16 protein-coding genes are annotated in these 25,465 nt (G+C 33.9%); 11 read left to right on the top strand and 5 right to left on the bottom strand.

Features of this window, described 5'->3' with window-relative positions; genetic code table 11:
- Nucleotides 1–136 precede the first annotated feature (136 nt).
- From BLT46_RS11060 to BLT46_RS11095, 8 genes are all read left to right on the top strand, one after another.
- Nucleotides 137–7,780 (top strand): beta strand repeat-containing protein, encoded by a 7,644-nt coding sequence (locus tag BLT46_RS11060; RefSeq protein ID WP_176770750.1) that lies wholly within the window; start codon nt 137–139, stop codon nt 7,778–7,780.
- A gap of 428 nt (nt 7,781–8,208) precedes the next feature.
- A complete protein-coding gene (locus BLT46_RS11065) occupies nt 8,209–8,499 on the top strand; it encodes a hypothetical protein (RefSeq protein WP_143021895.1) in 291 nt (96 codons plus the stop codon).
- 120 nt (nt 8,500–8,619) lie between these two features.
- Nucleotides 8,620–10,605, top strand: a complete 1,986-nt coding sequence (locus BLT46_RS11070; protein WP_090410184.1) for an alpha-ketoacid dehydrogenase subunit alpha/beta — start codon at nt 8,620–8,622, stop codon at nt 10,603–10,605.
- A gap of 31 nt (nt 10,606–10,636) precedes the next feature.
- On the top strand, nt 10,637–11,587 hold the full coding sequence (locus tag BLT46_RS11075) for a phosphoribosylaminoimidazolesuccinocarboxamide synthase (RefSeq protein WP_090410185.1): 951 nt from the start codon (nt 10,637–10,639) through the stop codon (nt 11,585–11,587).
- A 12-nt stretch (nt 11,588–11,599) separates the two neighbouring features.
- The gene (locus BLT46_RS11080) at nt 11,600–12,235 is read left to right on the top strand and encodes an NAD(P)H-dependent oxidoreductase (RefSeq protein WP_090410186.1); all 636 of its coding nucleotides are present in this window, start codon (nt 11,600–11,602) and stop codon (nt 12,233–12,235) included.
- Nucleotides 12,236–12,485: 250 nt separating this feature from the next.
- A complete protein-coding gene (locus tag BLT46_RS11085; protein WP_090410187.1) occupies nt 12,486–14,891 on the top strand; it encodes an alpha-ketoacid dehydrogenase subunit alpha/beta in 2,406 nt (801 codons plus the stop codon).
- A 240-nt stretch (nt 14,892–15,131) separates the two neighbouring features.
- A complete protein-coding gene (locus BLT46_RS11090) occupies nt 15,132–16,397 on the top strand; it encodes a cysteate-C-fatty acyltransferase (RefSeq protein WP_090410188.1) in 1,266 nt (421 codons plus the stop codon).
- A 161-nt stretch (nt 16,398–16,558) separates the two neighbouring features.
- The gene (locus tag BLT46_RS11095; RefSeq protein ID WP_090410189.1) at nt 16,559–16,927 is read left to right on the top strand and encodes a hypothetical protein; all 369 of its coding nucleotides are present in this window, start codon (nt 16,559–16,561) and stop codon (nt 16,925–16,927) included.
- A 49-nt stretch (nt 16,928–16,976) separates the two neighbouring features.
- Here the strand turns inward: BLT46_RS11095 and punC are convergent, their stop codons facing one another.
- The 5 genes from punC to BLT46_RS11120 all read right to left on the bottom strand — a co-directional run bounded on the left by punC (nt 16,977) and on the right by BLT46_RS11120 (nt 22,812).
- Nucleotides 16,977–18,146 carry a purine nucleoside transporter PunC gene (gene punC, locus BLT46_RS11100; RefSeq protein WP_090410190.1) on the bottom strand — a complete coding sequence of 390 codons (1,170 nt, stop codon included), beginning with the start codon at nt 18,144–18,146 and terminating at the stop codon, nt 16,977–16,979.
- 263 nt (nt 18,147–18,409) lie between these two features.
- Nucleotides 18,410–19,933, bottom strand: a complete 1,524-nt coding sequence (locus BLT46_RS11105) for an AbgT family transporter (protein ID WP_090410191.1) — start codon at nt 19,931–19,933, stop codon at nt 18,410–18,412.
- 180 nt (nt 19,934–20,113) lie between these two features.
- On the bottom strand, nt 20,114–20,776 hold the full coding sequence (locus tag BLT46_RS11110; RefSeq protein WP_090410192.1) for a CatA-like O-acetyltransferase: 663 nt from the start codon (nt 20,774–20,776) through the stop codon (nt 20,114–20,116).
- Between the two features lie 3 nt (nt 20,777–20,779).
- Entirely contained in the window at nt 20,780–21,562 is a 783-nt protein-coding gene (locus BLT46_RS11115; protein ID WP_090410193.1) for an enhanced serine sensitivity protein SseB, read from the bottom strand.
- 158 nt (nt 21,563–21,720) lie between these two features.
- Nucleotides 21,721–22,812 (bottom strand): M42 family metallopeptidase, encoded by a 1,092-nt coding sequence (locus BLT46_RS11120; RefSeq protein WP_090410206.1) that lies wholly within the window; start codon nt 22,810–22,812, stop codon nt 21,721–21,723.
- Nucleotides 22,813–22,891: 79 nt separating this feature from the next.
- Between BLT46_RS11120 and BLT46_RS11125 the strand changes: the two genes are divergently transcribed.
- The 3 genes from BLT46_RS11125 to BLT46_RS11135 are packed head-to-tail and all read left to right on the top strand — an operon-like array spanning nt 22,892 to nt 25,451.
- On the top strand, nt 22,892–23,587 hold the full coding sequence (locus BLT46_RS11125; RefSeq protein WP_090410194.1) for a DUF4294 domain-containing protein: 696 nt from the start codon (nt 22,892–22,894) through the stop codon (nt 23,585–23,587).
- Between the two features lie 47 nt (nt 23,588–23,634).
- Complete coding sequence (dnaX, locus tag BLT46_RS11130; protein WP_090410195.1) at nt 23,635–24,720, top strand: DNA polymerase III subunit gamma/tau; 1,086 nt, start codon at nt 23,635–23,637, stop codon at nt 24,718–24,720.
- 14 nt (nt 24,721–24,734) lie between these two features.
- A complete protein-coding gene (locus BLT46_RS11135; RefSeq protein ID WP_143021896.1) occupies nt 24,735–25,451 on the top strand; it encodes a hypothetical protein in 717 nt (238 codons plus the stop codon).
- Nucleotides 25,452–25,465: the final 14 nt, after the last annotated feature.

The raw sequence follows: 25,465 nt of genomic DNA on the forward strand, positions 1-25,465 counted from the left end.
AAAGTATAATCTCGTTGACTACGCTTTTCCCTTGTGTTTTCTGTCTCTTTCATAAATAAGTCTATTTTGTGTAAACCTATTTTAGGACGGGACACCTTCTAAATTAAAAGCTGATAAAGCTGATGTAGGTAAAGTGTTGATGGTTGATAAGGATGGAGATGTATACTATGCAGTAATTTTACAAGAGAATGCTAAAAATGAGAGTATTGCTGTTGAAAGTAAAGATGGAAAATTAGATGCCTCAAGTGTATTATTTATAACAGATTCAGATGGTGATAGAATCGATATCGCTTTATCTGAATTAAATATTGTTTCAACATTAAAGGATATTGGTGAAGGCAAATTTGAATATGTTGATGAAAAAGGAGATGTAGTTGTTGTTGATATTCCAGAGTCAGTTGTAAACAATATTGATACTATTTTAAAGGTAACAGAAGTACAAGATAGTATTTATAATACTATAGCTACTAAAGGTCAAAAGATTAATACAGATAGTATTATAGCGGTTAAAAATGGAGATAAAGCTGTACTATCTGAAATAACTTTATCTATAAACGACCACAGTATTACAAAAGATAAATTAATTGCTACTGTAGCTGATGCTGGAAAAGCATTAGTAGTTAATGATGAAGGGAAATTACACTATGCCATTTTAGATGGTAAAAATACAGTAATTAGCACTTTTGTTGTTGACGGTGATAATTTAACGATAACGGATTCGGAAGATGATTCGTTCCCAGTGCCTTTAAGTGATATTAATATAGATACATATATTGATAATAATGGCAAAGGAAATTATACTTATTATAATGAAGCAAAGACTCCATATGTAATTGAAGTTGTAACAGATGTTGTTAATAATATCCAAACAATCTTAGGAGATAAAACTGTACAAGAAAACATCTATAATACAGTTGCTTCTCAAGGTAGAAAGTTATCGAGTAATAACAATATTATTGAGGTGTCTGGAGGAGAAAATGCTGTATTAAATAATGTGATTTTATCCGTAAAAGACAAGAGTATTACAAAGGATAAACTGATTGCAACTATTGCTGATGCAGGAAAAGTATTAATGGTTGATGATAAGGGAGAGTTTTACTACGCTAAAATAGCAGATGAGAATACTAAAAACAAGGCATTTGCTGTAACTAAAATAGGAGGAGAACTAAATAAGAATAGCGAATTTTCATTAGAAGATACAGATAAACACAAAGTAAACATTAAGCTATCTGAATTAAATATTGTTACTACGCTTGTTAAAGGTGGTGATGGGAAATATACATATACAGACGAACAAGGTGTTACTTCAACTATTGATATTCCAGCTGATGTTATTGAAAATATAACAACTATTTTAGGTAATGAAATAGTTCAGAATAGTATTTATAATACGGTCGCTAACCAAGGAAAAGAGCTTAAAACAGATGCTTCTTTAAAAGTAGAAGGTGTTGCAAATAAGGCTTTGTTGTCAGAACTTACTATTAAAGTTGATACAGGAGGAATAAAGAACGAACATATTGCAAATAGAGCTGTAACTCAGGACAAAATCAGTGCTATTGGAGCAGTAAATGGAGCAATATTAGTTTCTGAAGGAGGAATAGACAACGCAATGGCTAAGTTTGAAAGTGCAGAAACAGTGGTTAGTAGAGTGGCTAAAGGTGATATAGTTGAGAGTGAAAGTATTGCTGTTGAAGGAGGTAAAGATGTTCTTTTTGGACAGGCATCCAAAGATGCTAAGTTGAGCTTGAAATCAGGAGGAGTTAAGAATGAACACCTTGCTGATAAAAGTGTGACGAAAGAAAAAATAGATTCTAAAGATGCTGGGAAAAATACTGTTCTTACAGCAGATGGTAATGGAAATGTTACGTATCAAGCTGTTACGAGTGATATGATTTCTACTGCTGAAAAACTTTCAACAACGGGACCTATTAAGGTTAGTAATGAAGATAACAAAGCAACTTTACAACCAATTACTGTTTCTTTAGAAAAAGGAGGAATAACAAATGAATATATTGGTAATAAATCTGTTACCGCAGATAAGATTAGCTCTAAAGTAGTTACAGGAAATGCTAAAAAAGGAGAGGTACTTTCGGCAGATGGAGATGGAAATGTAATTTATTCTCCAATTGAAAAAATAATTGCACCGAAAGCGGGTAATTTACAATCAGACGGAATTATTAGCATATCTGGGAAAACTGAGGCGCTTGGTGATTCTAATGGAGAGAAAGCTGTTTTAAAAGATATTTATTTAGCAATTACAGACAAGGGTATTACTACTGAAAAGTTAGCTGATAAAGCTGTTACAACAGTACAATTAAATGCAGAGGGAGCTAGTAAAAACAGTGTTTTGACAGTTGTAGAGGGTGATAAAGTAGCTTATCAAGCAATTACGGGAGATATGATTACAACAGCTGGAGAAATCAAAACAGATGGTATCGTAAGTGTTGATAACGGTGCTAATAAAGTACTTTCTGATGTTACATTAGGTATTACTGATAAAACTGTTACAGCTACTAAATTAGTTGGACCAACAGGAACAGCTAATCTTGTAGCAACGACTGACGCGACAGGTACTGTAACTTATAAAGCAGTAACAAGTGATATGGTTACTGGAGCAGGAAATATTACAACAGATAATGTTGTTACTGTTGTAAATGGTATAGGGAAAGTACTTTCTGATGTAGAGTTAGGTTTAGCTGATACATCTATTACCACTGCAAAATTGGTTGATAAGGCTGTTACTACTGATAAAATTAGTTCGGTAGTTGCTGGGAAAACGGTTGCTGGTAATCAAGTGTTAACTGCTGATGGACAAGGAGGAACTTATTACAAAGCAGTTGATACAATCTTTAACGAAAAGTCAGCAAAACTTTCTACTACAGGTCCTATTGTCGTAGATAAGACAGATAATAAAGCAACTTTACAACCAGTAAATATTTCTTTAGCTGATAAAGGTGTCACTAACAAATTTATTGGTGACAATGCTGTTACTACAGATAAGATTGGCTCTGGTACTGCTGCCGATAAGACTATTCTTACAGCAGATGGGCAAGGTAATGTAGCATATAAATCATTTGGGGAACTTCAGGAAACGGGTTCTTTAAAGGCAGATAACTCAATATCGGTAAGTAGTGATACTCAAAAAGCAATCTTAGGAAAAGACATTACTCTTAAAGTAAATGAAAGAGGAATTCAAACAGACCATATTGACTTTAAAGCAGTAACTACTGATCGCATTAGTTCTAAAGACATTACCGCAACAACAGTTGCCAATTTTGCACAAGGCGATATTTTAACTGCAGATGGTAGTGGTGGTGTTGCTTTTCAGCCTGTTTCAAATGCTGTGAAATCTTCGATGAAAGGGGATATAGTAGGAAATGAAAGTATAGAAGTTGAAGGAGGAGAAAATGTTTTGTTTGGAGCTGACGATAAGAAAACGACATTAAGTTTAAAAACAGGAGGAGTTAAATCTGCTCATTTAGCAGCTGGAAGTGTTGTGGAATCAAAAATTGCAACTAGTGCAGTTACAGCTGATAAAGTAGCAAATCAAGCTGTAACCAATACAAAACTTTTTGGAGGAAACGTAGCAGGTGTAGATAATCGCGTGGCAATTAGTGATGCTGATGGAAATGTTACTTACAAGCAGATTACAACAGATGTTATCTCTTCAAAAGGAAACTTGTCAGGAGATGCGATTATAACGGTTGATAATGGAATAAATAAAACATTAGGCAATGTTAATTTAAGTGTTAAGGATAACTCAATTGAAGCATCTAAACTTAAATCAACTGGCGCTACAGTAGGAACTGTTGCTACAGCAGATGGAAATGGTAACGTTTCGTATCAGCCTATTACTTCTGCAAGTATCACAGGTAAAGGAAATATTACGACAGATGATGTTGTTACTGTTGAAAATGGCACAGGTACAGTGCTTTCTAACGTAAAGTTAGGCTTAGCTGATGCATCTATTACCTCTGCGAAATTGGCTAAGGATGCAGTTATCACTGATAAAATAGTTAATAGTGCCGTTACCACTGCTAAAATAGGAGATAAAAATGTTACTATTGATAAATTAGGATCAGAAGAAGGAGAAGGTAAAATTTTAGTAACAGATGGAAAAGGTGGCTTTGTTTATTCTACAGTAGCAGCAGAGCAAACGGAAGCTCACGATATAACGACAGATGGAATCATCGGTTTTGGAGATGGAAAAGATGGAAAAGGTGTAGTTCTTCAAGACATAAATCTTAAAATCAATGAATATTCAATTACTAAAAATAAGCTTAGTTCAAAAGAAGATAATTCTGATGATTTTATAGGCAAGGATCATGTCCTTGTAACAAATGGAGCTGGAGGGTTTGATTATGTGAGTAAGGATGCTGTATTAGATGGTGGAAAAGATTTATTGTTGTCACCAGCATTACAGTTTACTAAAGGTAATGGTTTAAATATTGTTTTAGCAGAAGCAGAAATAGATGTTGCAAATCAAGGAATTACCACTACTAAATTAGCTGATAAAGCTGTTACAACTGAGAAGATTAGCTCAGAAGGAGCTGTTGCAAATACTGTATTAACTGCAGATGGTAGCGGAAATGTTGCTTATAAAGGAGTAGGTGAATTAGTATTCGATCAAGGTGAAAACTTAACAGCTGATGGTTCTATTTCGGTTACAGCAGATAATAAAGCTTTATTAAAAGCAACCGAAATTAAGATTGCAAATCAAGGTGTAGGCAATGAACACATCAAAGTAGGTGCGATAAAAACAGCTCAATTAGCTGATAATGTGGTTACAACTGCAAAGATTAATCCAGAAGGAGCTGCTGAAAATACAGTGCTAACTGTGACAGCTGGAGATAAAGTTGCTTACAAGGGAATGGATGAATTAGTTTTCAATCAAGGAGAAGCATTATCTGGAAATGGAGCAATTGAAGTTAAAGATGGTGATAAATCATTATTAAAAACTGCATCTATTGATATTAAAAAAGAAGGAGTTCAAACAGAACACTTAAAAGATAAGGCGGTAACAGCAAGTAAAATTTCGTCTGGAGATGAAACTATCAATCACGTATTAATCTCTGATGGAGATGGAGGAGCGAAGTTTACAGCAATAAACAACCTGATAAATGTAGATGGAAAGAACTTGTCTGAAACAGCAAATGGAGCTATTGAAATTACTGGTGGTACAAAAGCTGTTTTAAAAGATGTGAGTATTGGTGTTAGAAATGGTGGTATTACAAATGCAAAAATAGCTGATAAGAATATTACTGCTACAAAGATGAATAGTGAAACATCTTCAATGGGGACGGTACTAACCGCATTAGGAGACGGAGAAGCAAAGTATTTACCATTAAATACAAATGCAAAAACATTAGGTTCTGATGCTTCAATTATAGTTACTAACGGAGATCAATCAGTATTAAATGATGTAAAGATTGAAGTTGCCACTGCCGGAATTGAGAATAAGCATATTGCAGCAAGTGCAGTAAAAACGACTCAATTAGCTGATAAGGCAGTTACTGCAGCTAAGATTAGCTCTAAGAAAGGTGCAACTACAAATGAAGTTGCTAATACTGTATTAACTGCAGATGGTAGTGGAAATGTAGCGTACAAAGCTGTAAGTGAAATAATCACTAAAGGTGACTTGGGAAGTACAGACAGTACTATTAAAGTTACTAATGGCAATGGGGCTGTATTGACGAATGTTGATTTAGCAATTAATGATAGTTCTATTTTAGGGAAGCATATTGTTAATCAACAAGTAGATGCTACTAAATTAGGAGCACCTAAAACAGCAAATTTAATCCCTGTTTCTAATGTAGATGGAACAGTTGAATACAAGGCAATTAAGGCAGTTGTAGATAACAATGCTGAAGATTTAGTATTAGGAAATGCTTTAGAGTTTAATGACAATACAACGGGTAAAAAAGCTGTAAATAGCGCAGTCAATATCCAAGTTAAAGCAGAAGGAATAACAACAGATTTATTGGCAGGAAATGCGGTTACAAATGGAAAATTAGCTGATAATGCTGTTTCAACGAGTAAGATTGTAACAAATGCAATTACTACAGATAAACTTGGAAATGCAGCTGTTACAAGTGAAAAACTTGGTGAAAGTGCTGTATCAGAATCTAAGTTAGCGAATGGAGCAGTTACAAATACAAAACTTGCAACAAGAGCAGTAACGGTAGATAAGGTAAGTACTGTTTTACCAACTGGTAATGCAGCTACAGATGCTGTATTAAGTGCAGATGGGAAAGGTGGGGCAGTTTATAAAAGTTTGGGTACTCTTGTTGGAGATCACGGCCAAGATTTGAAAGCAGATGGTTCTATTGAAGTAGCTTCTGGTAATAAAGCTTTAATAAAAGAAACGGAAATTAAGATTGCTACAGAAGGAGTGGCAACAAAGCATTTGCAAAATAATTCTGTTACAAAAGAGAAAATTAGTTCTAAAGTAGGTGATGGTAATGCAGTTGCAAATACGGTACTTACTGCTAAAGGTGATGGCACTGTTAGTTATAAGGGAATGGATGAGTTGGTGTTTGATAATGGAAAAGCAGTTACAAGTACAGAAAACTCTATTAAAATAGAGAGTGGTGATAAAGCGGTATTAAAACCAATGAGACTTGATATTGCAAATAGTGGAATACAAGCAAAACACTTAGCTGAAAAATCTGTTACACCAGATAAAATTAATTCTACAGGCAAGCCAGAAAATCATTTTTTAGTGTCTGATGGAAATGGGGCTACTACTTTTAAAGATATTAATTCTATGTTAGAGTTGGGTGGAGCTGAATTATCTGGATCTGGTGCTATTGAAGTAACAGACGGAGATCACGCTTTGTTAAATGCTGCTTCTATTGATGTTAGAGATGGGGGAATTACAACAGAAAAGATTGCTGATGGTGCTATAGTAAATGAAAAGATTGCGTATAAGACAATAGATCCTGATAAGATTCGTAGTGTAGAAAATGATTCTTTAGGGGTAATAAGAGCTGATGGAAAAGGTGGGGCAGTTTTTAAGAAAGGAAAAAAATTAAGTCTTGCACATCCTTTACAATTTGGAGAACTGGAAAGTAATCAGCATGTTTTACTTTCTCCTTTATCTATAAAATTAGCACCATTGGGAATTACTTCTAATTTTATTGGATATAGAGCTGTTACATACGATAAAATTTCTTCAGGTGAATTTGCAAAAGGTACTTTCTTAATAGCCGATGGAAAAGGAGGCGCAGAATATGGGATACCAAAAGATTATGGTAAAGCATTAACATCATCTGATAATTCTATAGTAGTTGATAATGGAATTTATGCATTAGTCGATCCAGCGTCAATTAAAATAGCAGACGGAGGGGTAAAAGAAAAACATATCGGAGAAAAAGAGATTCCTGACAGTAAAATTAGTTCAGTAAATAAAAATCAAGGTACTGTATTAGTAGCAGATGGAAAAGGTGGTGCATCATTTCAGGAATTAAAAGCAGCAATGCCTAAATTTTTCTATATGCCCTCAATTGTATTAGAAGTAAAAGCAAATGAGACAATCACTAAAGATATCTATGCTGATTATTTTAGACAATTCTCGGCACCAATGTTTTCAAGTGTTGGAATAGATGGAAAATTACCAGTATTGCCTGCTAATGAATTAAATTACCATATTACTTATTACGATACTTCTGTATTTGAAATAGTATCATTAAGTAAAGAAGGTATATTGGTTTATAAAGTAAAAGGAGATGGAGTTGTAACAGGAAAAACATTTATGAATATTGTTTTAGAAGTGAAATAGGAATTTATTAATAAGTGAATTTTAAAAGGACAGGTAGAAATGCTTGTCCTTTTTTTTATAAAATAATGAGCAGTTTGTATTTTTTGTCAATTAAAGCGTTTTGTAAGAATTGGAACCAAGTGTCTTTTGTTACTTGTTTCGGTAAAGTAGTATAGTTGTTCGGGACTTGTTCGGAAAAAGGCCCATTTTTCCGAACAAGTCCCGAATAGTTCCCGAATAATTATCAATTAATTATTTTATAAAGTATGAATAGCTATTTCAAAGGTTAAGAATTGTGAAAATAACCCAATAAAGAATATTTAAAGATTACCCTTGATTTTTTGTGCTTTAAAGAAGATTTATTTCTGCTGTAAAATTATAATTTTATTTTTGTTTTAGAAATGAGATAGAAAAATATCACATAAGTTATTAGAACAAAAAAGGAGTCGATGAATATTGTCTTGTGGATTATAGTTAGTATAGCGTTTTTAGGAAGTATATTAATGTTTATTCCTTCCATTATGAGCATAGGAGCTCCTGTATTTAAAGCATCAAATAATAAACAGAAGGTACAATTTTTTGTATCCAGAACTTTTCTGTATTTAGTTTTAGCTTATCCGGTTGTTTTCTTTTTTAGCATCATCAGTTACCGCTTTTTTGACGTAAGTGTATTGCCTTTTTTACTTGTTTATTTATCTATTGCATTACTCTTGTTTTTAGCTTGGCGTAAGTCCTCTTAGAATATAAAGGATGTTTGAAAATAAAATAGAGAATCTTTTATGTCAAATTGGAGGTAAAAAGAAGGTGGTAATGTTTTTTAATACGCAAATATTCTTATTTTAGTTTCTTTAAAACCAACCATGAAACAAATAAACTATAACCGAAAAAAATTATCAGATCAAGTATTACTTGATCTTTACCAGAGGCTACTTAAACCTCGTATGGTAGAAGAAAAAATGCTTATTCTTATTAGGCAGGGCAAGGTAACCAAATGGTTCTCTGGTATTGGGCAAGAGGCAATTTCTGTTGGAATTGTTGCTGCTTTAGAGCCAGATGAATATGTTTTACCAATGCATAGAAACTTGGGAGTTTTTACTTCTCGAGATATTCCACTACACCGATTATTCTCTCAATGGCAAGGAAAAGCAAATGGTTTTACAAAAGGAAGAGAACGCTCTTTTCATTTTGGAACTCAGGAATACCACATTGTTGGAATGATATCACACCTTGGTCCTCAGTTGGGAGTAGCTGATGGAATTGCCTTGGCACATAAATTGCGTAAACAAAAGAAGATAACTGCGGTGTTTACTGGTGAAGGGGGAACGTCGGAAGGAGACTTTCACGAAGCGTTGAATATTGCTTCTGTGTGGGATTTACCAGTACTCTTTGTTATTGAAAATAATGGTTACGGATTGTCAACGCCTACTAATGAGCAATACCGATGTAAACACTTGGCTGATAGAGCGCAAGGATATGGAATGGAAAGTCATATTATAGACGGAAATAATATCTTAGAAGTCTATACGCAAATTAGTGAGATTGCAGCGTCAATGCGAGAAAATCCACGCCCTGTATTGATTGAGTTTTTAACGTTTAGACGTAGAGGACATGAAGAAGCAAGTGGTACAAAGTATGTACCGCAAGAGTTAATGGATGAATGGGAACGCAAAGACCCATTGGAAAATTATCGTTCTTATCTATTAGCAGAAGGTGTGTTAACACCAGAAGTAGATGAGGTAATGCGTCAAGCATTTAAAGAAGAGATAGATAGAGATTGGAAAGTAGTACAAGAAGAAGCACCAATTGTAGCTAATCTACAAGAGGAGTTATCAGATATGTACGCGCCTTTTGTGTATGAAGAGGTAACGCCAACAGGAGAAAAGGAAAATATCCGTTTTATAGACGCTATTTCACAAGCGTTGAAAGAGTCATTTGAAAGACATCCTGAATTAGTTATAATGGGGCAAGATATTGCTGAGTACGGAGGAGCATTTAAAGTAACTGATGGTTTTGTAGATCTATTTGGCAAAGAACGCATTAGAAATACACCAATTTGTGAAAGTGCTGTTGTCTCTGCAGCTATGGGGTACTCAATTAATGGCGGAAAGGCGATTATGGAAATGCAGTTTGGTGATTTTGTGTCAACAGGCTTTAACCCAATTGTCAATTACTTGGCAAAAATTCATTACAGGTGGAATGAAAAAGCGGATGTAGTAGTGCGTATGCCTTGTGGTGGAGGTACCCAAGCAGGACCATTTCACTCTCAAACAAATGAAGCGTGGTTTACCAAAACACCAGGACTTAAAGTTGTTTATCCTGCATTTCCTGTAGATGCAAAAGGATTGATGAATACAGCGATAAATGATCCAAATCCTGTTATATTCTTTGAACATAAGCAATTGTATCGCAGTGTGTACCAGGATGTACCAAAAGATTATTACACAATTCCGTTTGGCAAGGCAACAATGTTGAGGGAAGGAGAAGATGTAACAATCATATCATTTGGAGCAGGAGTACATTGGGCATTAGAAACTTTAGATAAAAACCCAAAAATAAAAGCAGATTTAATAGATTTGCGTACCTTACAACCATTGGATGCCGAAACTATATTTAATTCCGTTAAGAAAACAAATAAAGTTATAATTTTGCAAGAGGATTCAATGTTTGGAGGAGTTGCAAGTGATATATCAGCAATGATTATGGAAAACTGTTTTGAACATTTAGACGCACCAGTAAAGCGTGTGGCAAGTTTGGAAACAGCTATCCCATTTGTGAAAGCTTTGGAAGATCAATATCTACCTAAAAGTAGATTTGAACAAGCGTTAATAGAATTATTAGCGTATTAAGTAAGAAAGAACTACACAACTAAATAAAAATATGAATAACACAATCACAAAAACGAGTTTTGAGTTTCCAAATCAAAAGTCAGTTTATCACGGAAAAGTAAGAGAGGTTTACAATATCAACGACAACCTATTGGTTATGGTTGCTACGGATAGATTATCTGCATTTGACGTGATTATGCCAAAAGGGATTCCTTTTAAAGGGCAAATCTTGAACCAAATTGCAACGAAGTTTATGGAGATGACCAGTGATATTGTACCAAATTGGTTAGTCGCTACACCTGATCCTAATGTTGCTGTGGGACACGTTTGTGAGCCTTTTAAAGTAGAGATGGTCATTAGAGGATATCTTGCAGGGCATGCTGCTCGCGAATATGCTGCCGGAAAAAGAGTTTTATGTGGTGTTACACTTGCAGAAGGTCTTAAAGAAAATGATAAACTTACATCACCAATTATTACGCCTTCTACTAAAGAGGAAATTGGGTTACACGATGTAGATATTTCAAGAGAGGATATCTTGGCAAGGGGAATTGTTTCTGAAGAAGATTATTTGGTTTTAGAACAATATACACAGGCGCTTTATAAAAGAGGTAGCGAAATTGCTGCGGCAAGAGGACTTATCTTAGTAGATACAAAGTATGAGTTTGGAAAGACAAAAGAAGGAAAGATTGTGTTAATAGACGAAATCCATACACCAGATTCATCGCGTTATTTTTACGCGGATGGTTATGAGGAACGTCAAGCAAAAGGGGAGGCTCAAAAGCAATTGTCTAAAGAGTTTGTTAGACAATGGTTGATTGGTAACGGTTTTCAAGGGCAAGAAGGTCAACAAGTACCTGAAATGACAGATGAATATATTACATCAGTTTCAGAACGCTATATTGAATTGTATGAAAAAATTATAGGTGAACCTTTTGTAAAAGCCGATGTATCAAATATTAATGAGAGAATAGAAAAGAATGTTTTAGCTTTTTTAGCTAAATAATTAATGTTGAAAATGGAATTATTAAATAGTTTACAGTGGCGATATGCTACTAAACGTTACAATAGTGAGGTTAAATTAAGTGATGAGGTAGTGATGCAGATTGTAGAAACAGCACGCATGGCACCAACATCATCAGGATTACAACCTTTTGAAATGATTTTAATTAAAAATCAAGAGTTAAAAGAGAAGTTGGTTCCTGTAGCAATGAATCAGGTGCAAGTAAAAGAGTGTTCACATTTATTGGTATTTGCTGCTTGGGATACGTATACTGAAGCGCGTATAGATAGTGTTTTTGACAATATGGAAACTATTCGCGAGATGGCAAAAGGAGAAATGAACGATTATAAAAACTCGCTTAAAACTCATTTCGGTTCATTAACAGAGGAACAACAATTTCAACACGCAGCAAGACAAGCATATATTGCATTTGGTTTAGCTATTGGAGCAGCGGCAGAGTTAAAAGTTGACGCTTCGCCAATGGAAGGGTTTCACAATGATCAAATGGATGAGGTGTTAGGACTTACTGCAAAAGGATTAAAAAGCGTAACTATTTTAGCATTGGGAGAAAGAGATCATGAAAATGATTGGTTAGCTCCGATGAAAAAAGTGCGATTCTCATTAGAGTCAATTTTAACTGTTATAGAGTAAAAAAAGCAGTGTCTAATATAAGCTTAAAACCCGTCTGATGACGGGTTTTTTTGTTGAAATACGATTATCATATTAATAATCTATAAATAGTGAATTAACAAAATATTTTGTTTTTAATAATTAAATGCAGGGTTGATTATTAAAATAATAATTGAGATGTGCATTAATTGGTAATAATGTAGTGTTATAAATTAGCTTTTTTATCGATATTATTCTATATTCGTAACCGGTAAATTAGTACATTTTTACGATGAGTCAAAAAGAAACAAATATGGCTCTTTCTTACGAAGATTTTAAGAAAGAGGTAATTCAAGATTATAAAATTGCTAAGTTAAGTAGAGAATGTAGTTTACTTGGTAGACGTGAAGTTCTTACTGGAAAAGCGAAGTTTGGAATTTTTGGTGATGGAAAAGAAGTGCCACAATTGGCATTAGCTAAAGCTTTTCAAAACGGTGATTTTAGATCAGGTTACTATCGCGATCAAACATTTATGATGGCGATTGGAGAGTTAACAGTTGAGCAGTTTTTTGCAGGACTTTTTGGACATGCTGATTTAGCGTATGATCCAATGTCTGGAGGACGTCAAATGGGTGGACACTTTGCTACGCATAGTGTTGATGAAAATGGAAACTGGAATAAATTAGTAAATCAAAAGAACTCAAGTGCGGATATTTCTCCTACAGCTGGGCAAATGCCAAGATTGTTAGGTTTAGCACAAGCTTCAAAGTATTATAGAGAATTTGCTGAAGCAGATGCAGAAGGTAATTTTTCTGTTAATGGTAATGAAGTAGCTTGGGGAACAATTGGTAATGCTTCTACGTCAGAAGGATTGTTTTTTGAAACAATTAATGCAGCTGGTGTATTACAAGTGCCAATGGTTATGAGTGTTTGGGATGACAATTACGGAATCTCTGTTCACGCAAAATATCAAACTACAAAAGAAAACATCTCTGAAATCTTAAAAGGATTTCAACGTGATGATAAAGGAAACGGTTACGAAATCTTAAGAGTAAACGGATGGGATTATGTTTCTTTAATTGAAACGTATGCAAAAGCTTCAAAAATTGCAAGAGAAGAACATATACCAGTTTTAATTCACGTACAAGAGCTTACACAACCACAAGGACACTCAACTTCAGGGTCTCATGAGAGATATAAAAGTAAAGAGCGTTTAGAGTGGGAAGCAGAGAAAGATTGTGTTTTACAATTTAGAAATTGGATTATTAGTTCAGACATCGCTACAACAGAAGAGTTAGATGAATTAGATAAACAATTGAAAAAAGAGGTTCTTGATGGTAAAAAATCTGCTTGGAAAGCATATTTAGATCCAATTGTAGCAGAAAGAGACCAATTAGTAGCAGTGTTAAATACTGTTGCTGCTTCAAGTCCAAACCGCGTTTTCTTAGAGAAATTTGCAAGTGATTTAGCAGGAATAAAAGAGCCAATCCGCAAAGATGTAATTACTGTAGCGCGTAAAGCGTTGCGCATGGTAGTGAAAGAAGCTGGGAAAGGAACTTTAGTTCAGTTTATTGAAAACTACTTTGAACAAAATCAAGGTAGATATAGTTCTCATTTAATGTCTGAAACAGCTCACAAAGCTACATTGGTTAATGAGGTATTACCTACTTATGATGAAACATCAGAGGTAGTAGATGCACGTTTAATTTTGAAAGATAACTTTGATTTTATCTTGGAGAAACATAAAAACGTGATGATTTTTGGAGAAGACGCTGGTAATATCGGTGACGTAAACCAAGGATTAGAAGGATTACAAGAAAAACACGGATTAAATAGAGTATCAGATACAGGTATTCGTGAGGCTACAATTTTAGGACAAGGAATTGGAATGGCAATGAGAGGATTACGTCCGATTGCAGAAATTCAGTACTTAGATTATTTATTGTACGCTATTCAAATTATGAGTGATGACTTGGCTACATTACAATATAGAACTGTCGGTCGTCAAAAAGCACCATTGATTGTAAGAACACGTGGACACCGTTTAGAGGGAATTTGGCATTCAGGTTCTCCTATGGGAATGATTATTAATGCAATAAGAGGGATGCACGTTTTAGTACCTCGTAATATGACTAAAGCAGCTGGTTTCTATAATACATTAATGGAAAGTGATGAGCCAGCGTTGTTAATCGAATGTTTGAATGGATACCGTTTGAAAGAAACGATGCCAACAAATTTAGGAGAGTTTAAAACACCGATTGGAGTAGTAGAAACAATCAAAGAAGGTAAAGATATTACTGTGGTTTCTTACGGATCTACTTTGAGAATTGTAGAGCAAGCTGCACAAGAATTATTGGAGTTAGGTATTGAAGTGGAAATTATTGATGCACAGTCTTTATTGCCATTTGATGTTAATCATGATATCGTTAAGAGTTTAGCTAAAACAAATCGTTTGTTAGTAATCGACGAAGACGTACCAGGAGGAGCATCAGCGTATATCTTACAAAAAGTATTAGAAGAACAAAAAGGTTACCGTCATTTAGACAGTGAACCACAAACTTTGACAGCTAAAGCGCACAGACCAGCTTATGGAACAGATGGAGATTACTTCTCAAAACCATCAGCTGAAGATGTATTTGAAAAAATTTATGCGATTATGAATGAGGTAAATCCAAGTTTATATCCAGCATTATACTAGTATAGTTATATAAGAAAACCTTTCATATTGAAAGGTTTTCTTTTTTTAATTCACTTTTTATCGAATAAAATACATCATAGAATAGGTAATATTCTCAATTTATGATTGTATTTTTATATTAAAATCATTTTTATTGTTAGTAAAGTTAAAGGTGTTTGGTATTAAATAGTTTTGTATTTATTATGAAAGCATATAAAATATCATTAATTTTGCATTTGTTTTTTTAAACATAGTTATATTATGGTAAACGATTTATTTGACAGAATACAGAAAAATAAAGGGCCTTTAGGAAAATGGGCATCTCAAGCAGAAGGATATTATGTTTTCCCTAAGTTAGAGGGGCCTTTGTCAAATCGTATGATGTTTCATGGAAAAGAAGTTATTAACTGGAGTATCAATGATTATTTAGGTTTATCTAATCACCCAGAAGTAAGAAAAGTAGATGCAGAAGCAGCAGCAGAATATGGAGCAGCATATCCAATGGGAGCTCGTATGATGTCAGGACATACTTCTATGCACGAACAATTACAAAATGAGTTAGCTGCGTTCGTAAAGAAAGAAGCTGCTTATTTATTAAACTTTGGTTACCAAGGAATGGTGTCTATTATTGATGCATTGGTTACTAAAAACGACGTTATTGTATATGACGTAGATTCTCACGCATGTATTATCGACGGTGTTCGTTTACATATGGGAAAACGTTTTACGTATAAACATAACGACATTGAGAGTTTAGAAAAAAACTTAGATAGAGCTACTAAAATGGCTGAAACAACTGGAGGTGGTATTTTAGTTATTACTGAAGGTGTATTCGGAATGAGAGGTCAGCAAGGTAAATTGAAAGAGATTGTTGCTTTAAAAGATAAATACAATTTCCGTTTATTAGTTGATGATGCTCACGGATTTGGTACTTTAGGTGCAACAGGAGCTGGAGCAGGTGAAGAGCAAGGATGTCAAGATGGTATTGATGTTTATTTCTCTACTTTTGCTAAGTCAATGGCATCAATTGGAGCTTTTGTAGCTGCAGATAAAGATATTATTGATTACTTAAAATACAATTTACGTTCTCAAATGTTTGCTAAATCATTGCCAATGATTTTTACATTAGGAGCGTTAAAACGTTTAGATTTATTACGTTCTAATCCAGGATTGAAAGATAAATTATGGGAGAATGTGAACTTACTTCAAAACGGATTAAAAGAAAGAGGATTTAATATTGGTGATACGAATACTTGTGTTACTCCTGTTTACTTAGAAGGAAGTATTCCAGAGGCAATGGTTATGGTAAATGACTTACGTGAAAACTACAGCATTTTCTTATCTATTGTTGTGTATCCAGTTATTCCAAAAGGAATTATTTTATTGAGAATGATCCCAACTGCTACTCACACTAAAGAAGATATTGCTGAGACTTTATCTGCTTATGAAGCAATTCGTGAGAAGTTAGAAAACGGTACTTATAAGCAAATTGCTGAACAAACTACTGTTGACGTTTCTAATGAATAGTTAGAATATTACACTATATATGAAAGGGAATCCATTATTATGGGTTCCCTTTTTTTGTTATTAAATAGCTATAATTATTGTCTTATTTATGAGAATATAGAGCTTTTAATAAATTTAGGTTACCTTGCAGTAATGATTGTTTTATAATGCTTACTTGTAATATGAAGTGTTTAGTTGTTTTACTTAGTGTTGGTTTTATGTTTAGCTCTTGTAATAATTTGCGACCAGATTGTGAAGCATTGACTAAGAGTGAATTGCAAATGGAGTGTGTTATTATAGCAAGTGAATTGCCTACACAAAAATCAAGTAACTATTTTGTTTTAAAAGGGACAAATATTTATACGAATAGTGCCAAAACAATTATAGATCCGGGAAGAAGATGGAGTCAATATAAAAAGTATATTGAAGTAGGAGATACGCTTATTAAAAGAAAGGGGGAATTGACAGCGTATATTCACAAAAAAGGAGAGGTACTTGTATTTCCTTGGAAATGTGGAGGAGAAGTTTACAATGATTTGATAAAGGAGTAAGTTTGAAGATATAAAAAAGGAAGCCCAAAAGCTTCCTTTTTAATTTGTATTATTTTCTACTTAATCTAAAACCTAAATACATAAAGGGAACAGTACATCCCATTACGATTGTGGTTGTAAGTAAAGCATCTTGTGTAAATATCGATACGATAGCACTTGTTATAAAACATACACCAAGTTGAATAGTGTTTTGCAATGCGGCAGCCTTTCCTGTATTGTTAGGAAAAGATTTTAAGGCCTCTGCTACTACTATTGGATAGTTAGCACCATTTGTTAAAGCCATTAAACAGAACGGTATTAAAAGCGTTGTTAGTGATGGTTCTGTAAACACAGATAACAAGTATAATGTAGTTGCACCAATGGAATACAAAGCAATTGTAAACGGCATAATTTTATAGCTCTCTACTTTATGAGAGATAAAGCGATAACCGTAACCACCGATTAGGAAAGAAATTGTTTGTGGAACAAAGCTCAGTCCGATTTGACTTTCTGTATATCCCATTTCTTTTAAGAAGAAAGTTGAACCTGTAAGCCAAGCGAAGAATGCACCAGAGCAAATAGCGTAAATAAGTACATTACCTACATATTTTTTTGACTTTAAAAGCGAGAAGTAACTTTTGTTTTCAGTTGCCTCAATCTCTTTGTGTTCGTCTTTTTTCTCTTCTGTTATTGTAAATGTATAAGCTATTAATAAGATAGCAATCACAGCAAGGCTTATGAAGATAGATCTCCATCCGAATTGGTTAAGTAAATAAACACCTAAAAGAGGCGCAAGAGCAGGAGATAAAGCAACTAATGGCATAATAGAAGCAAATACTTTATTAGTTTCTTCTGCTGGGTATTTTTCAATCACTAATGTTTGCCAAGTAACTGCAGCGGCACAAACACCAATAGCTTGTATTAAACGCAAAGCTAAAAGTAAGGCAACACTATCTGTGAAATATATGATAAGAGAAGAAATAGTAAATATTCCCAAGCCTGTTAGGATTGTTTTTGGTTTGCCAAACTTTTCAGAGATTGGTCCCCATATTAATTGGGCGATTGCGTATCCTCCTAAGAATAAACTAAGGCTTAAGCTGATATTGCTTTTTGTAGTGCCTAAGTCTATACGCATTTTATCAAATGCAGGTAAGTACATATCTGTGGCTAAAAAGCCGATTATGCTTAGTCCTGCTAAGTAAACAAGGAATAGAAAGCTATTCGGTTTGTTGTTTGACATTCTTTATTTTTAAAAACGAATTTGCGAAAGTAGTCTAAAAATATAGGGTGGTGATTTTAGGTAATAGTTATTCTTTATGGTGCTAATGTTTTTGATTATATGTTAATTTTTGTTGTTTTTAAATAATTGTAATTTACTTGTTTGTGTTTTATTGTTGTGATAAACAGGTTTGTGTATTTAACTTTTTGTTTGCTAAAAAGACTGTGTTTTTAGTAGAAATAAGAACAAAAAAAAGATGCTTATTCAAGCATCTTTTATATTTTTTAGACTGTAACGTGTAATTGCGCTCCAGGACCTATAGGTAAACCGATTAAAATCCATATTATTAAGAGGATAGACCAACCGATAAAGAATATTATTGTATAAGGTAACATTGTAGATACAATTGTACCTATTCCTGCTTTTTTATCATAGCGCTGCATAAAGGCAACAATTAAGGCGAAGTAACTCATCATTGGAGAAATGATGTTGGTAACGCTATCTCCAATTCTGTATGCAACCTGAACAAATTCAGGAGAGTAGCCTAATAACATAAACATAGGGATAAATACAGGGGCCATAATTGCCCATTTAGCAGAAGCACTACCCATAATTAAGTTAATTAAAGCTGATACGATTACAAATGATAACATTAGTGGAATAGGACCTAATCCTGATTTTTGTAATGTACCCGCACCTTCAATAGCGAAAATAATACCAAGATTAGTCCAGTTGAAATAAGCAACGAACTGAGCTGCAAAGAACACCAATACAATATAAGAGCCTAAGGTTTCCATTGCTTTAGACATTCCCTTCATTACATCACTATCATTTTTTATTGTTTTAGCTCCAATACCATAAGCGATACCTGCAACTGCAGAACCAATGAATAACAAAGCTACAATACCAGACATAAAAGGCGATTTAAGTATGGCTCCGCCTTCTCCTCTTAAATACCCTTGTTCAGGAATAAGTCCTCCTAAAACAAAAGCTGTGAAAGCTAATGCAGCTAAGCCTGCATATAATAATCCTTTTTTCTCTTCTTTCGTTAAAGGATCAATAGATATTGCTTTTTCTTCTCCCTCATATGTACCTAATCTTGGAATAACTATTCTCTCTGTTACCCAAGTACCTAAACCTGCAATTATAAATGTAGAAACAAACATAAAATAGTAGTTTGCAGCAGGATTAACAACATAGTCAGGAATCATAATACGAGCTGCTTCTTCTGATAAACCAGCTAACAATGGGTCAATTGTTCCTAATAATAAGTTGGCACTATATCCACCAGAAACCCCTGCAAAAGCTGCTGCAAGTCCGGCTATTGGATGACGTCCTGCGGCTAAGAATATAACTGCGGCTAAAGGGACTAATAAAACATAACCTACTTCACTTGCTGTATTTGATAAAATACCAGCAAAAACAATAACAAAGGTTAATAGTTTTTTAGGAGATGATAAGACAATTTTTTTAAGTACAGTTCCAATTAGACCAGAACCTTCTGCGATACCTATTCCAAGTAAAGATACAAGTACAGTTCCCAAAGGAGCAAAGTTTGTAAAGTTAGTTACCATTTTGGTAAGTATCATTTGCAACCCTTCAGCACTTACAAGATTAAAAGATTTAATCTCTTCTTGTGTACCAGGGTGAATAACGGATAAATCAAAAAAACTTGCTATCCAAGAAGCTATAATAACTAATAATGCAAAACTTGCAAATAGGGTAGCTGGATGTGGTAACATATTACCAATTCGTTCAACCGAAGATAGGAACTTATCTACTAAGCTCTTTTTTGTTTTTGTACTCATTGCTATTTCTAAAAGTGAAATCGCAAGATAGTATTTTTTTGTTGTGTTAAAAATAGTGGTTTAAAACTTAATTTTTTTAGGAAAGAAAGGTGTTATTCTTTTTGTTTTCAGATTGTTGCGTGTGTTTTTGAGTGTTAATTTGCTAAAGGTGGTAAAAAATAAAAGTGCTCGAAAGCACTTTTATTTCATCCATTCTGCTACGTTGGTAGCTATATTTTGTATGTCATTTAATAACATTGAAGTGTGATATCCATCTGCAATTGCGTGATTTACAAATATTGACAAGGGGATTTTAACCCTGTCTTTTTCTGTGTAAAACTTTCCAAATCGGATAATAGGTTGTAGAAAGTCAAAATCAACTGTTGTATCTTGACTAATGCTTTCAAAACTGATCCATGGTACACAAGAAATAGGGACAAAGTTAGGCGGAGTGTTTGGTCTTGCCTTAATTTGTTTTACATCTTTGTAAGTATTTATGTCTTTTGTAATTACTTGGTGGAAAATTGCAAAATCATTATGGTATTCACTCCATAAATCAGAGAAGGTTTTATCGTCTTCATGAAATATGGTAAATGCAGGTTGTAAGAAGTTCCATTGCCCTAATTGTCCGTTGTGAATTGCGGTTCGGAAAGCGTCACTATTGTTTAATGCTTTCATGATCACATACATAAAAGTAGGGTAAAACTTATAACCTTTAATTTTATAACAAGCGTGAAGTTCTGTAATATCGACTTTAATACTAACCGTATATTTTGTTTTTAACTTATTGCGATAGTAATCGTAGTAAGGTTTACGGCTCCAGGTATCCAGATCGATAGGAGTGAACTTAGCTTGTTGCATCATAGTTTATTGTTTTTTATAGAACGGCTCAGCATACTTGTAGAAGTAATCACTAAAATTGCCATTCTGTTCTAATTTAATAATGTCTATAAACTCTTCTTTCTTCAAGTGAGGTACACATGTATTTGAAATCATATCAGCTATTTCTTTAAACTGTCTCTTTTCAGCGATAGTTTCAATAGCAAAGATGTAATGAGGTTTCTTGTCTATCATAGGATTGAATGTCCACCCAATATATGCATTATCAATCACCTCGTGTGTTGAGAAGAGTTGTGTAAGTTCTTCTAAAAGTTTAGTAGGTTCAACTTCTGGTTTACCTATTTTTACTTGCATTTGAGCTTTCAAAACAGGGTTTGACAAAGTGTTGAAAATACTACCATTAAGCATTTGAGAAATTTCTTCAGGAACTAAGTTTTTATATATCTTAGAAAAAGGATTTACTATAATAGTAGAACCAAACGTCATCTCTAAGAAAGAGCGACCTCTTACTTTCATATACGAGATATCGTCTGTTACTTCACCATTTTCAGAAATACTATCAAGACTTGTAAATACAGGGATGCGTTGGTCATCCAGAACTAAAATAGGTGCATCAGCTGCAAGGCTTTCATTAGAATTAGAGTTATTAGGTGTTTTTTCAACTAATACATAGATATAATCTTTTAGAAAACGATCATAAAAAATAGCGCGGTATTCAGGTTTGCTTCCGGCTTGTTCTATTAACTGAGCTAATGTAAGATTAGCGTTGATTTTAGTTGTACTTTTTTTATTTCTATTGTAAAAAGACATTGTATATTCAATTTTAAATCAAAGATAAGTGATTTAATTAGAAGAGCCCTGTAAATACGTGACAAATTGAAGTGTAAATAGCTGTTTTGTCTGCAAAAAAAAAGCCTTATAAAGTTAGTTACTTTATAAGGCTAATTTGAATTGTTATCTTTTAAATCTTATTTGAAATAAGAAAAGGTTTCGTTATTCTGGATTTTAAGAAGCGTTTCATAAATTAAACGGATAGTATTTTCAACGTCTGTTCTATGAACCATTTCTACTGTAGTGTGCATATAACGAAGAGGTAATGAAATTAAAGCAGAAGCTACACCACCATTGCTGTATGCAAAAGCGTCTGTATCTGTACCAGTTACGCGGGACATAGCGTTGCGTTGAAAAGGAATTTTGTTGTTCTCTGCTGTTTCTTCAATTAATTCTCTTAGATTGTTTTGAATAGCAGGAGCATACCCTACAACAGGACCTCTACCAATCTTATTATCACCTTCAATATTTTTGTCAACCATAGGGGTATTTGAATCATGGCAAACATCAGTTACAATAGCAACATTAGGTTTAATTGTTTGCGTTATCATTTCAGCTCCTCTCAAACCAACTTCTTCTTGTACTGCGTTTACGATGTATAGACCAAAAGGTAGTTCTTTTTTATTTTCTTTTAATAAACGAGCAACTTCAGCAATCATAAAACCTCCCATTCTATTGTCAATTGCGCGACAAACAAATCTGTTGTTATTTAAAATTGTGAAAGTATCAGGATAAGTGATTACACAACCAACGTGAATTCCTAAAGCTTCAACTTCTGCTTTAGAATCACAACCAACATCGATGAAGTTTGTTTCGATTTTAGGAGACTCTTCTTTTCCAGCTCTATTTCTTATGTGGATAGCAGGCCAACCAAAAACACCTTCTACAGTTCCTTTTTTAGTGTGGATTAGTACTCTTTTAGAAGGAGCGATCATGTGGTCACTACCTCCGTTTCTTACAACGTGAATAAACCCTTCATCAGTAATGTATTTTACATACCAAGAAATTTCGTCTGCGTGTCCTTCAATAACAACTTTATAAGGAGCGTTTGGATTGATAACTCCAACTGCAGTACCATATGTATCAGTAAAAAAAGTGTCAACATAAGGTTTTAGATAGTCCATCCATATCTTTTGTCCTTGTGACTCATGACCTGTGGGAGATGGATTATTAAGATATTCTTTTAAAAAATTTAAAGAATCTTCATTCAAAATTGTTTCAGTATTCATGATTTTATTTTTTGCTAATTTACCCAATCTGTTATTATAACTCAACAAAAAGCGATATTTTTGATTAACAATTTGGGTTATGAGAAAGTTAATAGTTATCGTGCTATTTTTAATGCCATTCTTGAGCATGGCGCAAGAACAAGAGCTTAGGCAAGTGCCAGATATTCCTCACGAGATAATAGTGAATGGAGATACAATTCAGGAATATTCGATACCAGAGATATTCATTGGTGTGGATGCTCGTGAAGAAAAGTATCGACGAGATATGATTATACTGCGCAATCGCCTTAGACGCGTATATCCTTATGCAGAAGCTACAGCTGCAAATTTGGTTATACTGAATAAGAATTTAGAGCTGATGGAGACGAATAGAGAAAAACGCCAATATATAAAGCGTTCACAAAAGTATTTAGAAAGTCAGTTTAAAGAGAGGTTAAAGAAATTATCTCGTAATGACGGAAAGATATTGTTGAAGTTGATAGATCGTCAGACAGGGAATACGGCATTTTCATTGATAAAAGAATTTAAAAGTGGATGGACTGCTTTCTGGTCTAATACTACAGCAAGAACATTTAGTTTGAATTTGAAATCAGAATATCATCCTGAAAGTGATATAAATGATTTTTATATAGAAACACAGTTGCAGTATTTGTTTTTTAGAAATGAATTAGAATATTCAACAGGTTCTCCTGGAATTAATTTTAATGAATTAAGAAAGAAGTGGGTGTTAGAACAGAAAGAAGAAGAGTTTTTTCCTTTGGAGTTAAGAGAATAGTTTTCACATTCTAAAAAATAAACTACCTTTGCGTTAATATTATATCTATGGAACAATTCATCGTATCTGCCCGTAAATACAGACCTCAAACCTTTAACGACGTTGTAGGACAACAAGCTATCACGAGTACATTAGTGAATGCAATTGAAAGCAATCACTTAGCTCAAGCTTTGTTATTCACTGGTCCGAGAGGAGTGGGGAAGACGACATGTGCGCGTATTTTGGCGAGAAAGATTAACCAAGAAGGGTATGATAATCCAAATGAAGACTTTGCTTTTAATGTATTTGAGTTAGATGCTGCTTCAAATAACTCTGTGGATGATATTCGTAATTTGATAGATCAAGTTCGTATACCACCACAAACAGGAAAGTATAAGGTATATATCATCGATGAGGTACATATGCTATCATCAGCAGCTTTTAATGCGTTTTTAAAGACATTAGAAGAGCCGCCACGTCATGCTATATTTATCTTAGCAACTACAGAAAAACACAAGATTATTCCGACGATATTATCGCGATGTCAAATATTTGATTTCAAGAGAATTACTATTGCTGATGCTGCTAATCATTTGGCACTTGTAGCGAGAAGTCAAGGAATTACTTATGAAGATGATGCACTTCGTATCATTGCACAGAAGGCTGACGGGGCTATGCGTGATGCACTATCTATTTTTGACAGAGTAGTGTCTTATTGCGGTAGAAACTTAACTCGTCAAGCAGTAGCTGAGAATTTGAATGTATTAGACTTTGAATATTACATTAGAATTACAGATTATATTTTGCAAAATAATATTCCTGCGTTATTATTAGCGTTTGACGATATTTTGGCAAAAGGTTTTGACGGACATCATTTTGTGTCTGGATTAGCATCTCATTTCAGAGATTTAATGGTATGTAAAACACCAGAAACGATTAATTTGTTAGAGATTGGTGATCACGGAAAGCAATTGTTTTATAACCAGTCGCAACAGACATCAATGCCTTTATTGTTAAATGCTATTGAAATAGCAAATGACTGTGATTTGAAATATAAATCAAGTCAAAATCAGCGATTATTGGTAGAATTGTGTTTAATGCAGTTAGCGTCTTTAACTTTTGAAGGCGAAAAAAAAAAGATAAACAATATATAATACCTGCAGATTTATTGAAGCAATTGCTTGGCAATGTTGCTCCGATAGAGAATACTACTGTTGCTAATCAGCCTGTTTTAGGAGGAGGAGGACAGATAAATGCAATATATAACCAAACCTCAGATTTAGTAAGTCACAATACAAATCCTGTTGCTCAAGTGCAACAGCATACGGCACAGCAGCCAATTCAGGGAAATGTAGAGCAAGAACAGCCATCATTACACCCTAATCATAATCAACAAAGTGCACGTGCTAATGGTGGGACACGAAAAGTGTCTGCTTTGTCCTTGTCAAGTATTCGTGCAAGGAAAGAGATGGCTTTTTCTTTAGAAAAGCAAGTAGTTAATCCAGAAGACTTACCTAAAGATCATTTTCATTATGATCGTATGATGATGGAATGGAATAGCTTTTCAGAGCGTTTGGCTCGTTCCGGTTTAATGTTGATGTCTTCATTAATGGGAATGACTAAACCACGTTTGAATGGTTATATTATAGAATTGGAATTACCAAACCACGGTTCTAAAATAAGTTTTGACGAGAATAAATACGAGTTAGTAAATTATTTAAGAAAAAGACTAAACAACTACGGAATCGAGATTAATATTACAGTTAACGAAGAGATTAAATTAGCTAAGAAAGTATTTCATTCAAAAGATAAGTATCAACATCTGAGTGAGATTAATCCAGAAATAGAATTATTAAGAGAAATATTTGATTTAGAGTTGAAATAAACTCATTTAGATAT

It is taken from the genome of Myroides phaeus (assembly GCF_900099675.1).
GTDB lineage: Bacteria > Bacteroidota > Bacteroidia > Flavobacteriales > Flavobacteriaceae > Flavobacterium > Flavobacterium phaeum.

Coding starts and splice junctions, on each gene's coding strand:
- BLT46_RS11065 (WP_143021895.1), top strand. CDS start 8,209: ATGAATATTGTCTTGTGGATTATAGTTAGTATAGCGTTTTTAGGAAGT.
- BLT46_RS11070 (WP_090410184.1), top strand. CDS start 8,620: ATGAAACAAATAAACTATAACCGAAAAAAATTATCAGATCAAGTATTA.
- BLT46_RS11075 (WP_090410185.1), top strand. CDS start 10,637: ATGAATAACACAATCACAAAAACGAGTTTTGAGTTTCCAAATCAAAAG.
- BLT46_RS11080 (WP_090410186.1), top strand. CDS start 11,600: ATGGAATTATTAAATAGTTTACAGTGGCGATATGCTACTAAACGTTAC.
- BLT46_RS11085 (WP_090410187.1), top strand. CDS start 12,486: ATGAGTCAAAAAGAAACAAATATGGCTCTTTCTTACGAAGATTTTAAG.
- BLT46_RS11090 (WP_090410188.1), top strand. CDS start 15,132: ATGGTAAACGATTTATTTGACAGAATACAGAAAAATAAAGGGCCTTTA.
- BLT46_RS11095 (WP_090410189.1), top strand. CDS start 16,559: ATGAAGTGTTTAGTTGTTTTACTTAGTGTTGGTTTTATGTTTAGCTCT.
- punC (WP_090410190.1), bottom strand. CDS start 18,146: ATGTCAAACAACAAACCGAATAGCTTTCTATTCCTTGTTTACTTAGCA.
- BLT46_RS11105 (WP_090410191.1), bottom strand. CDS start 19,933: ATGAGTACAAAAACAAAAAAGAGCTTAGTAGATAAGTTCCTATCTTCG.
- BLT46_RS11110 (WP_090410192.1), bottom strand. CDS start 20,776: ATGATGCAACAAGCTAAGTTCACTCCTATCGATCTGGATACCTGGAGC.
- BLT46_RS11115 (WP_090410193.1), bottom strand. CDS start 21,562: ATGTCTTTTTACAATAGAAATAAAAAAAGTACAACTAAAATCAACGCT.
- BLT46_RS11120 (WP_090410206.1), bottom strand. CDS start 22,812: ATGAATACTGAAACAATTTTGAATGAAGATTCTTTAAATTTTTTAAAA.
- BLT46_RS11125 (WP_090410194.1), top strand. CDS start 22,892: ATGAGAAAGTTAATAGTTATCGTGCTATTTTTAATGCCATTCTTGAGC.
- dnaX (WP_090410195.1), top strand. CDS start 23,635: ATGGAACAATTCATCGTATCTGCCCGTAAATACAGACCTCAAACCTTT.